9 protein-coding genes are annotated in these 11,514 nt (G+C 69.0%); 7 read left to right on the forward strand and 2 right to left on the reverse strand.

Annotated features, from left to right (window positions below; all coding sequences use genetic code 11):
- Positions 1-7 precede the first annotated feature (7 nt).
- The gene (locus tag J8M50_RS13435; protein ID WP_010350398.1) at positions 8-1,360 is read left to right on the forward strand and encodes a DivIVA domain-containing protein; all 1,353 of its coding nucleotides are present in this window, start codon (positions 8-10) and stop codon (positions 1,358-1,360) included.
- Between the two features lie 178 nt (positions 1,361-1,538).
- Here the strand turns inward: J8M50_RS13435 and ileS are convergent, their stop codons facing one another.
- Positions 1,539-4,676: an isoleucine--tRNA ligase gene (gene ileS, locus J8M50_RS13440; RefSeq protein ID WP_010350397.1), complete on the reverse strand. Its 3,138-nt coding sequence runs from the start codon at positions 4,674-4,676 to the stop codon at positions 1,539-1,541.
- A gap of 246 nt (positions 4,677-4,922) precedes the next feature.
- Here ileS and J8M50_RS13445 point away from each other — a divergent pair, with 246 nt between their 5' ends.
- The 5 genes from J8M50_RS13445 (at position 4,923) to J8M50_RS13465 (ending at position 9,728) form a co-directional block, all read left to right on the forward strand.
- Positions 4,923-5,519: a TraR/DksA family transcriptional regulator gene (locus J8M50_RS13445; RefSeq protein WP_370516598.1), complete on the forward strand. Its 597-nt coding sequence runs from the start codon at positions 4,923-4,925 to the stop codon at positions 5,517-5,519.
- Between the two features lie 148 nt (positions 5,520-5,667).
- Positions 5,668-6,213 carry a signal peptidase II gene (lspA, locus tag J8M50_RS13450; protein ID WP_075661718.1) on the forward strand — a complete coding sequence of 182 codons (546 nt, stop codon included), beginning with the start codon at positions 5,668-5,670 and terminating at the stop codon, positions 6,211-6,213.
- Positions 6,214-6,225: 12 nt separating this feature from the next.
- Positions 6,226-7,173, forward strand: a complete 948-nt coding sequence (locus J8M50_RS13455) for an RluA family pseudouridine synthase (protein WP_010350393.1) — start codon at positions 6,226-6,228, stop codon at positions 7,171-7,173.
- An 82-nt stretch (positions 7,174-7,255) separates the two neighbouring features.
- Positions 7,256-8,842: a Na+/H+ antiporter gene (locus J8M50_RS13460; protein WP_010350392.1), complete on the forward strand. Its 1,587-nt coding sequence runs from the start codon at positions 7,256-7,258 to the stop codon at positions 8,840-8,842.
- A gap of 148 nt (positions 8,843-8,990) precedes the next feature.
- Positions 8,991-9,728, forward strand: a complete 738-nt coding sequence (locus J8M50_RS13465) for an SDR family NAD(P)-dependent oxidoreductase (RefSeq protein WP_029183363.1) — start codon at positions 8,991-8,993, stop codon at positions 9,726-9,728.
- A 14-nt stretch (positions 9,729-9,742) separates the two neighbouring features.
- Here J8M50_RS13465 and J8M50_RS13470 read toward each other — a convergent pair whose 3' ends face one another.
- A complete protein-coding gene (locus J8M50_RS13470) occupies positions 9,743-10,855 on the reverse strand; it encodes a mechanosensitive ion channel family protein (RefSeq protein WP_010350389.1) in 1,113 nt (370 codons plus the stop codon).
- A gap of 86 nt (positions 10,856-10,941) precedes the next feature.
- On the opposite strand from J8M50_RS13470, the gene J8M50_RS13475 reads away from it, so the two are divergent.
- The gene (locus J8M50_RS13475; RefSeq protein WP_010350388.1) at positions 10,942-11,511 is read left to right on the forward strand and encodes a dienelactone hydrolase family protein; all 570 of its coding nucleotides are present in this window, start codon (positions 10,942-10,944) and stop codon (positions 11,509-11,511) included.
- The last annotated feature ends 3 nt before the right edge of the window (positions 11,512-11,514 follow it).

Below are 11,514 nucleotides of genomic sequence, written 5' to 3' on the forward strand. Positions count from 1 at the left end.
TGAAGAGATGCCGTTGACCCCCGAGGACGTGCGGAACAAGCAGTTCACGACCGTCCGCCTCCGAGAAGGCTATGACGAGGACGAGGTCGATGCCTTCCTCGACGAGGTCGAAGCCGAACTGACCCGCCTGCTGCGCGAGAACGAGGATCTGCGCGCCAAACTGGCCGCGGCCACCCGCGCCGCCGCGCAGAACCAGCAGCGCAAGGCCCCGGAGCCGCAGGACCAGCAGCAGGGCATGCCCCAGCAGCAGGGAATGCCGCCCCAGCAGGGCATGCAGCAGCAGGGGATGCCCCAGCAGCAGGGCATGCAGCAACAGGGGATGCAGCAGCAAGGCATGCAGCAGCAGGGGATGCCGCAGGGCATGCAGCCCGGGATGCCCCAGCAGGGCATGCCCCCGCAGGGGATGCCGCAGCAGGGCATGCGAGGACCGGGCGCCCCGGTGCCCGCAGGGATATCGGGCCCGCCGCAGCAGCAGATGGGCGGCCCCATGGGCGGCCCGCCCCAGCTGCCGAGCGGTGCCCCGCAGCTTCCGGCCGGTCCCAGTGGCCAGGGTCCCCAGGGCCCGGGTCCGATGGGTCAGGGTCCGATGGGTCCCGGTCCGATGGGCCAGGGTCCGATGGGCGGCCAGCAGCCCATGCAGCAGCAGATGGGCGGCCCGATGGGCGGCCCGATGGGTGGCCCCATGGGCGGTCCGATGGGCGGTCCCGGTCAGGGTCCCGGCGGCGACAGCGCGGCCCGTGTCCTCTCGCTGGCCCAGCAGACCGCCGACCAGGCGATCGCCGAGGCCCGTTCCGAGGCCAACAAGATCGTCGGCGAGGCCCGTTCGCGCGCCGAGGGCCTGGAGCGCGACGCCCGCGCCAAGGCCGACGCCCTGGAGCGGGACGCGCAGGAGAAGCACCGCGTCGCCATGGGCTCCCTGGAGTCCGCCCGCGCCACGCTGGAGCGCAAGGTCGAGGACCTGCGCGGCTTCGAGCGCGAGTACCGCACCCGCCTGAAGTCCTACCTGGAGTCGCAGCTGCGTCAGCTGGAGACCCAGGCCGACGACTCCCTGGCCCCGCCGCGCACCCCCGCGACGGCCTCCCTGCCGCCGTCCCCGTCGCCCTCCATGGCCCCGGCCGGCTCCTACGGCGGCGCGGGTGGCTCCAGCGTGGCCGGCGGAATGCCCGGCGGCATGGGCAGTCCGATGGGCGGCCCCGGCATGGGCGCTCCCAGCCCTGCGGCCCCGTCCTACGGCGGCCAGCAGCAGATGTCCCCGGCGATGACTCAGCCGATGGCTCCGGTCCGTCCGCAGGGTCCCTCCCCGATGGGCCAGGCTCCCTCGCCGATGCGCGGCTTCCTCATCGACGAGGACGACAACTGACGGCCTCCTAGAGGCCCCTACGGCACGTAGTACGCCGTAGGCACAGGCAGCGTTCAGGGCGCGGCCCCGGATTCGTCCGGGGCCGCGCCCTGTTTACGCGAGTTGCGGCGGAGTTGGGCAGGACGACGAAGGCCCGGTTCCCCCGTAGCGGGGGGAACCGGGCCTCGGTCGTACGGTGTTACGCCTTGCGCAGGCGGAACGTCAGGCTGAGCCCCTCGTCCGTGAACGGCTCGCCGTACGTGTCGTCGGCGGGGCCGGTCGCGAAGTCCGTCGCGAGGACCTCGTCGGCGATGAGGGTGCTGTGGCCGGTCAGGGCCTCGGTGACCGCCGGGTCGGCGGACTCCCAGCGCAGGGCGATGCGGTCGGCGACGTCGAGGCCGCTGTTCTTGCGGGCCTCCTGGATCAGGCGGATCGCGTCACGGGCCAGGCCCGCGCGGCGCAGTTCCTCGGTGATCTCCAGGTCCAGGGCGACGGTCGCGCCGGAGTCGGAGGCCACCGACCAGCCCTCGCGGGGCGTCTCGGTGACGATGACCTCGTCCGGGGACAGGGTGATCGTCTCGCCGTCGACCTCGACCGACGCCGTGCCCTCGCGCAGGGCCAGCGACAGGGCCGCCGCGTCCGTGTTCGCGACCGCCTTGGCGACGTCCTGGACCCGCTTGCCGAACCTTTTGCCGAGCGCGCGGAAGTTGGCCTTCGCCGTGGTGTCGACGAGGCTGCCGCCCACCTCGGAGAGGGACGCCAGCGACTCGACGTTCAGCTCCTCCGTGATCTGCGCGTGCAGTTCGCGGTCGAGGGCGTCGAAGCCGGTCGCCGCGATCAGCGCGCGCGACAGCGGCTGACGGGTCTTCACGCCGGACTCGGCGCGGGTCGCGCGGCCCAGCTCGACGAGGCGGCGGACCAGGGTCATCTGCCGCGACAGCTCCGGGTCGATCGCCTTCTCGTCCGCCTCCGGCCACGAGGACAGGTGCACGGACTCCGGGGCGCCCGGGGTGACCGGGACGACCAGGTCCTGCCAGACCCGCTCGGTGATGAACGGGGTCAGCGGCGCCATCAGCTTCGTGACCGTCTCGACGACCTCGTGCAGTGTGCGCAGCGCCGCCTTGTCGCCCTGCCAGAAACGGCGCCGGGAGCGGCGTACGTACCAGTTCGACAGGTCGTCGACGAACGCGGACAGGAGCTTTCCGGCGCGTTGGGTGTCGTACGCGTCCAGAGCCTCCGTCATCTGTGCGGTGAGGGTGTGGAGTTCGGACAGGAGCCAGCGGTCCAGGACCGGGCGGTCGGCGGGGGCCGGGTCGGCCGCCGAGGGGGACCAGTTGGACGTGCGGGCGTACAGGGCCTGGAAGGCGACCGTGTTCCAGTACGTCAGGAGGGTCTTGCGGACGACCTCCTGGATCGTGCCGTGGCCCACCCGGCGCGCGGCCCACGGGGAGCCGCCGGCGGCCATGAACCAGCGGACCGCGTCGGCGCCGTGCTGGTCCATCAGCGGGATCGGCTGGAGGATGTTGCCGAGGTGCTTGGACATCTTGCGGCCGTCCTCGGCCAGGATGTGGCCCAGGCAGACGACGTTCTCGTAACTCGACTTGTCGAAGACGAGCGTGCCGATCGCCATCAGCGTGTAGAACCAGCCGCGGGTCTGGTCGATCGCCTCGGAGATGAACTGCGCCGGGTAGCGGGACTCGAAGAGTTCCTTGTTCTTGTACGGGTAGCCCCACTGCGCGAACGGCATGGAACCCGAGTCGTACCAGGCGTCGATGACCTCCGGCACGCGCGTGGCCGTCTTCTGGCACTGCGCGCAGGGGAAAGTGACGGCGTCGATGAACGGGCGGTGCGGGTCCAGGGAGGACTGGTCGGTGCCCGTCAGTTCGGTCAGCTCGGCGCGGGAGCCGACGACCGTGAGGTGGTCGTCCTCGCAGCGCCAGATCGGCAGCGGGGTGCCCCAGTAGCGGTTGCGGGACAGCGCCCAGTCGATGTTGTTGGTGAGCCAGTCGCCGTAGCGGCCGTGCTTGACCGTGTCCGGGAACCAGTTCGTCTTCTCGTTCTCCTGGAGGAGACGGTCCTTGACCGCCGTCGTGCGGATGTACCAGGAGGGCTGCGCGTAGTAGAGGAGCGCGGTGTGACAGCGCCAGCAATGCGGGTAGCTGTGCTCGTACGGGATGTGCTTGAAGAGGAGGCCGCGCTGCTGAAGGTCCTCGGTGAGCTTTTCGTCCGCCTTCTTGAAGAAGACTCCGCCGACCATCGGTACGTCCGCCTCGAACGTGCCGTCGGGGCGGACCGGGTTCACGACCGGCAGGCCGTACGCGCGGCAGACCTTGAGGTCGTCCTCGCCGAACGCGGGGGACTGGTGGACGAGGCCGGTGCCGTCCTCGGTGGTGACGTATTCGGCATTGACGACGAAATGCGCCTCGGCCGGGAACTCCACCAGGTCGAACGGACGTTGATAGGTCCAGCGCTCCATTTCGGCGCCGGTGAAGGTCTGACCTGTGGTCTCCCAGCCCTCGCCGAGCGCCTTGGTGACGAGCGGTTCGGCGACGACCAGCTTCTCCGTGCCGTCCGTCACGACCGCGTAGGTCACCTCGGGGTGCGCGGCCACGGCCGTGTTGGAGACCAGTGTCCAGGGGGTCGTCGTCCACACCAGGAGGGCGGCCTCGCCGGCCAGCGGACCGGAGGTGAGAGGGAAACGGACGTACACGGACGGGTCGACGACCGTCTCGTAGCCCTGGGCCAGCTCGTGGTCCGAGAGGCCGGTGCCGCAGCGCGGGCACCAGGGGGCGACGCGGTGGTCCTGGACCAGGAGACCCTTGTTGAAGATCTCCTTCAGCGACCACCAGACGGACTCGATGTACTCCGGGTCCATCGTCACGTACGCGTCGTCGAGGTCGACCCAGTAGCCCATCCGGGTCGTCAGCTCGGAGAACGCGTCCGTGTGGCGCAGCACCGACTCCCGGCACTTCGCGTTGAACTCCGCGATGCCGTACGCCTCGATGTCCTGCTTGCCGGAGAAGCCCAGCTCCTTCTCGACCGCCAGCTCCACCGGCAGGCCGTGGCAGTCCCAGCCGGCCTTGCGGCCGACGTGGTAGCCGCGCATCGTGCGGAACCGGGGGAAGACGTCCTTGAAGACGCGGGCCTCGATGTGGTGGGCGCCGGGCATGCCGTTCGCGGTGGGCGGGCCCTCGTAGAACACCCACTCCGGGCGGCCCTCGGACTGCTCCAGCGTCTTGGCGAAGATCTTCTGCTCGCGCCAGAAGTCGAGCACGGTGTGCTCCAGCGCGGGCAGGTCGACCTGGGCGGGGACCTGGCGGTACGTCGGCTCTGTCATCTGCGAGCTTCCTCCAACGGACTTGCTGCCTTCCGTCGGAGGGACGAGAGCCGTTTCGCTCCCGCGGTACCACCCTCCTTGGCCCACCGGTCCTCCGGGGAGCCCCCTCATTGGGTTCGCGAAACCGGGTCTACTCGCCTGGCGGCTTTCTTCCGGCGGCTCCGGGGTGATCTTCACGACGCGCTCGCCCCCGGGCTCCCACCGTCCCCGGGTCGCTCTCGGCCGCGTACGCCGCTACTCGTCCCCATCAATGCTTTGTCGCTCCGCCCAGTGTACGGGGCGCCGGGCGGGGCGGCCGAACGGAATTCCCGGGGTGTGCGGCAGGCGCTCCGACCTGTTGCCGAGCGGGTGAAGTCGATTTATCGTCCCAGCACGATTCGCGCGCAAGATCACGTATGTGAAGGGGCCGCGGCCATGGTGGCTAAGAACAAGAAGAGTGCGGGTACGGCTGTGCTGGCTGTCAGGGAGGGGGAGGAGCCGTGGACGCCGGACGAGGTGGCCGAGGCACGCGCCGAGCTGATGTCCGAGGTCATGCGGCTGCGGTCGGAGATCGACGCGTCCGAGGGGGCGCTGGCCGGGCTCATGCGGGATTCCGGGGACGGGGCGGGGGACGATCAGGCGGACACCGGGACGAAGAACATCACGCGGGAGCATGAGATGGCGCTCACCGCGAATGCGCGGGAGATGTTGGAGCAGAGTGAGCGGGCTCTTGAGCGGCTCGATGCGGGGACGTACGGGTTGTGCGAGAGCTGTGGGGAGGCGATCGGGAAGGCTCGGATGCAGGCGTTTCCTCGGGCGACGTTGTGTGTTTCGTGCAAGCAGAAGCAGGAACGGCGCTACTGAGGGGGGCGGTGGGGGTTCGTTGCCGGGTGCGGGTTCGCTGTGGCTGGTCGCGCAGTTCCCCGCGCCCCTGGAAAAGACGGCGCTGCGCGCCTGTCTTTTCAAGCGTGTCGTACTCTCGTCCTCACTGGTACCTACGTGAGGGACTTACGTGGCAGAGGTGGAGCGCGTTATCGGTACGTCTGAGGGCCCGGAGGAGGAGTCGCCTCGGGGGAAGCGGCGGGTTCTCGTGTTGTTTGCGGTGGCCTCTGTCGCTTACGCGCTCGATCTCGTCAGCAAGATCATTGTTGTTGCCAAGCTTGAGCATCATGCTCCCGTCGAGTTGGTCGGGGACTGGCTCAAGCTGGATGCGATCCGGAATTCCGGGGCCGCGTTCAGCTTCGGGGAAGCGTTCACCGTGATCTTCACGGTGATCGCCGCCACCGTGATCGTCGTGATCGTGCGGCTGGCCCGGAAGCTGTACAGCCTGCCGTGGGCGATCGCGCTCGGGCTGCTGCTCGGGGGGGCGCTCGGGAACCTCACCGACCGGATCTTCCGGTCGCCCGGGATCTTCGAGGGGGCCGTCGTCGACTTCATCGCTCCCAAGCACTTCGCCGTGTTCAATCTCGCCGACTCCGCGATCGTCTGCGGCGGCATTCTGATCGTCCTCCTGTCGTTCAAGGGACTGGACCCGGACGGGACCGTCCACAAGGACTGACATACTCGACGGGTGAGCACCATTCCCGAGATCCGAACCCTGCCCGTGCCCGACGGCCTGGAGGGCGAGCGTGTCGACGCCGCCATCTCCCGGATGTTCGGCTTCTCCCGCACGAAGGCCGCCGAGCTGGCCGCGGCGGGGAAGGTCTCGGTGGACGGCTCGGTGGTCGGCAAGTCGGAGCGCGTGCACGGCGGCGCCTGGCTGGAGGTCGAGATGCCGCAGGCCCCCGCACCGGTGCAGATCGTCGCGGAGCCGGTCGAGGGCATGGAGATCGTGTACGACGACGACGATGTCGTCGTCATCATGAAGCCGGTCGGCGTCGCCGCGCACCCGTCCCCGGGGTGGACCGGGACCACGGTCATCGGGGGTCTTGCCGCCGCCGGGTACCGCATCTCCACGTCCGGCGCCGCCGAGCGCCAGGGGATCGTGCACCGGCTCGACGTCGGGACGTCCGGCCTGATGGCCGTCGCCAAGTCGGAGCGGGCGTACACCTCGCTGAAGCGGCAGTTCAAGGAACGCGTCGTCGACAAGCGCTACCACGCCCTCGTCCAGGGGCACCCCGATCCGATGAGCGGCACCATCGACGCGCCCATCGGACGCCACCCCCAGCACGACTACAAGTGGGCCGTCACCGCCGACGGCAAGGACTCCGTCACCCACTACGACCTCATCGAGGCGTTCCGGTCGGCCTCCCTGCTCGACATCAAGCTGGAGACCGGGCGCACCCACCAGATCCGCGTGCACATGTCCGCGCACCGGCACCCCTGCGTCGGCGACCTCACGTACGGCGCCGACCCCACCCTCTCCAAGCGGCTGCGGCTGACCCGGCAGTGGCTGCACGCGGTCCGTCTCGGCTTCGAGCACCCCGGGGACGGGGAGTGGGTCGAGTTCTCCAGCGACTATCCCGCGGACCTCCAGCTCGCGCTGGACCTCGTCCGGGAGGAGACGTACGGGGGGTGAGCCGCGGCGTTTCTCCGGGCTCGCGCGGCGCGTGCGAGGCTTGTTCTTGATCGGTTGTGTCTAGAACGCCGGAGCGACTGCCGTGGATCAGCTGGCCCTCTTGTTCGTCCTGCTGCTCGGGGCCGTGATCAGTGTGCCCGTCGGGGACCGGTTCGGGTTGCCGTCCCCGGTGCTGATGACTCTGCTCGGGATTCTGCTCGCCGTCGCGGACTTCGTGCCCAACGTCGATATTCCGCCCGGGCTGATCCTGCCCGTGCTGTTGCCGCCGCTGCTGTACGCGGCCGTGCGGCGGACCTCCTGGCGGCAGTTCGCCGCGAATCGGCGGCCCATCTTTCTGCTCGCCGTCGCGCTCGTCTTCGTGACCACGTTCTCCGTCGCCGCCGTTGCCCACAGCATCGTGCCCGGGCTGTCCGTCGCCGCCGCTGTCGCGCTGGGGGCGCTGGTGGCTCCGCCCGATCCCGTCGCCGCCACCGCTGTCGCGGGGCAGTTGGGGTTGCCCCGGCGGCTCGTCTCCATTCTGGAGGGGGAGGGGCTGTTCAACGACGTCACCGCGATCGTGCTGTATCACGTCGCCATCGCCGCTGTCGTCAGTGGGGAGTTCCATGCGGGGGAGGCTGTTCTTCAGTTCGTGCTGTCCGCCGTTGTCGCTGTCGTGGTGGGGGTTGTGCTCGGGTGGGGGGCCAACCGGCTGCTCGATCTGCTCGGGGACGCGACTCTTCAGATCAGTCTGACGTTGCTCGTGCCGTTCGCCGCGTACGTGCTGGCCGAGGAGTTGCATGGGTCCGGGGTGTTGGCCGTGCTGACCTGTGCTTTGTTTCTTGCCGAGTACGCCGCTGATCCTGATGACGTCGTCAATCGGCTTGCCGGGCATGCGTTTTGGGACATCGTCGACACGCTGGTCACCGGCGTCGCCTTCGGGCTTATCGGGCTTGAGCTGCACAACGCCATTCGGACCGCTTCCGGGCGCTGGGGGGAGATGCTCGGGTGGGCCGCCGTTGTTGCCGGGGTCGTTATCTTCGTGCGGTTGTTCTGGTTGCTTCCTGCGGGGTGGCTGGCCCGGAAGATGCATGCTCGGCGGGATGTCGACGAGGAGATTCCCATGAGCTGGCGGGAGACCGTCGTCATGTGGTGGTCCGGGATGCGGGGGGTTGCTTCTGTCGCCCTTGCTCTTGCTATTCCCTTGCATGTCGACGACGGGTCCGCTTTTCCCGCTCGTGACGAGATCGTCTTCATCGCCTTCGGGGTGATCATGACCACCCTTGTGCTTCAGGGGCTTACCCTGCCGTTTCTTGTTCGGCGGCTCGGGGTTCGGGCCGATACCGAGCGGGAGAAGGAGTACGAGCGGGAGTTGGCGGTTCGGGCTGCCAAAGCCGCCAAGCGGAGGTTGCGGGAGATCGAGGAGGTGGAGGAGTTGCCTGAGGAGGTGTCCGAGCAGTTGTTGCGGCGGGCGTTTGAGATCGGGGTGCGGATTTCTCCTTATATCGTCGAGGACGAGCGGCTGGAGGGGCATGAGAAGAGGGTTCGGCGGTTGAAGCGGGTGCGGCGGATTCAGGGGGAGATGATGAGTGCGGCTCGGCATGAGGTGTTGGCTGCGCGGAGTGAGAGCGGGGCGGATCCGGAGATTGTGGATCGGGTGTTGAGGCAGTTGGATGTGCGGAGCTTGCGGTGATGCCGGGGGCGGGGAGGGGTGGGGTGGAGCGGTTGGGTGCGGAGTGCGGGTTCGTTGTGGTTGCTCGCGCAGTTCCCCGCGCCCCTAGAAGGGCGCTGCGCGCCCAATGGGGGGGCCGTTTTTGGGCGTGGTCTGTAGGGTTTCCCTCATGACTCGTAATGTTGTGATCAGTGGTGGTGGGACCGGGATCGGGCTTGCGGTGGCTCGGGTTTTTGCTGGTGGTGGGGATCGGGTTTTGTTGGTCGGGCGGCGGAAAGAAGTGCTGGAGCGGGCCGGGGTTTCTGGGGCTCTTTTTTGTGCTGCGGATCTTGGTGGGGTTGAGGGGGTTCGAGAGGTGGTTCGGGTGGTGGATCGCGAGTTGGGGGGTGTTGATGTTCTTGTTCATGCGGCCGGGGGGAATGGGGGGCTTGAGACTCCGAGCGGGAGTTCTGATCCGCTTGAGGTTGTTGCTCATGAGTGGGGGGTTAATTTTCGTAGTAATACGTTGACCGCCGTTTTGCTTACCGAGGCGCTTAAAGAGCGGGTTTCCTCTGGGGGGCGGGTTCTCTTTGTCAGTTCCATCGCCGCTTATCGGGGGTCCGGGAGCGGGGCTTATGCCGCTTCTAAAGCCGCGCTTCATCCTTACGCCCATGATCTTGCCCGGCAGCTCGGGCCCCGGGGGATCACCGTCAATGTCGTCGCGCCCGGGTATATCGAGGACACGGAGTTCTTCGGCGGGGCGATGGCCGAGGAGCGGCGGGAGCGGTTGGTCGGTGAGACGTCCAATGGGCGGGCCGGGACGCCCGAGGACGTGGCGGGGACGTTGTACTGGCTGGCGTCTGCCGGGGCCGGGCATGTGACGTCGCAGGTCGTGCAGGTCAACGGGGGTGCGGAGCGGGGGCATTAGGCACCCCCGTACCGTCACCCCCGCGGTGCGCGCGGAGGAGGCTCGTGCGCCCTGCGGGGTGACACCCCGTCCGGGCGCGGGCTCGTCGGGGGCAGGTGGGCGTCCGCCGTGTTGACCCGGGGGAGGGCGTACGGGTGCTGCGTGCAGAGCCAGGTGATCATCTGCTCGCGGACCGTCACCCGTACCTTCCAGATGTCGTCCGCGTCCTTCGCCGTGAGGAGGGCGCGGACCTCGATCGTGTTCGGGGTGCTGTCCGTCACCGTCAGGTCGTACGCGCGGCCGTCCCAGTGCTCGCACGCCCGCAGGATGTCGCGCAGGTGGACCCGCATCGCGTCCAGCGGGGCCGAGTGGTCCAGTTGCCAGAACACCGTGCCGGTCAGCTGAGCCCCGCCCCGCGACCAGTTCTCGAACGGCTTGGACGTGAAGTACGACACCGGCATCGTGATCCGGCGTTCGTCCCAGGTGCGGACGGTCAGGTACGTCAGGGTGATGTCCTCGACCGTGCCCCACTCCCCGTCGACGACGACCGTGTCACCGAGCCGGACCATGTCGCCGAAGGCGATCTGGAACCCGGCGAACATGTTGCTGAGCGTCGACTGGGCGGCGACACCGGCGACGATGCCGATGATGCCGGCGGAGGCGAGCAGCGAGGCCCCGGCGGCGCGCATCGCGGGGAACGTCAGCAGCATCGCGGCGATGGCGACGACCCCGACGACGGCCGCGACGACCCGCATGATCAGGGAGACCTGGGTGCGTACCCGGCGTACGCGCGCGGGGTCGCGGTTGGCGCGGGAGCTGGCGTACCGGGTGAACGTCGTCTCCACGATCGCGGAGGCGATGCGGACGATGAGCCAGGCCGCGGAGCCGATCAGCACCAGCGTCAGCGCGCGGCCGATGGCGACGCGCTGGTCCTGGAGCAGGTCGGCCCTGTCGTACGAGCCTCTCAGCAGGGCGGCGCAGATCAGCAGTTGGTAGGGGACGCGGCCCCGGCGCAGCAGGCCCCACAGCGGGGTCTCCGAATGGCGGGCGTCGGCCTTGCGCAGCAGGCGGTCGGTGGCCCAGCCGATGAGCAGGGTCAGGGCGAGTGAGCCGCCCACGACGATCACGGGTCGGAGCAGGTTCTCCATACCGTCGAACGTAGTCGCTCAGGGGTGGCCCTGAACATGGGGGCCCGTGAGACTCGTGTGCAGGGTGTGGCTGGCACCATGAGGGCATGAACATCATGCTCTTCCACTCGACCTACGGCCTCAGGCCCGCCGTACAGGACGCCGCGGAGCGGCTGCGCGGGGCCGGGCACGTGGTCTGGACGCCCGATCTCTTCGAGGGGCGGACGTTCGACGAGGCCGAGGCGGGGATGGAGTTCAAGGAGACCGTCGGCAAGGAGGAGCTCCTCAAGCGCGCCGTCCTCGCCGCCGCTCCCTATTCCGAGCGCGGCCTGGTCTACGCCGGCTTCTCGCTGGGCGCGTCCGTCGCGCAGACCCTCGCGCTGGGCGACGAGAAGGCGCGCGGCCTGCTCCTGCTGCACGGCACGTCGGACATCGCGCCCAACGCGTCCGTGGACGAACTCCCCGTACAGCTGCACGTCGCCTCGCCGGACCAGTTCGAGACGGACGACTGGCTGAACTCCTGGTACCTCCAGATGGGCCGGACCGGCGCCGACGTGGAGGTCCACCGGTACGCCGGGGCCGGCCACCTCTACACCGACCCCGGTCTCCCCGACTACGACGAGGAGGCCGCCGAGACCACCTGGCGGGTGGCGCTCGGCTTCCTCGAAACGCTCTAGGGC

The sequence above is a fragment of the Streptomyces acidiscabies genome (genome assembly GCF_020010905.1).
Classification (GTDB): Bacteria; Actinomycetota; Actinomycetes; order Streptomycetales; family Streptomycetaceae; genus Streptomyces; species Streptomyces acidiscabies.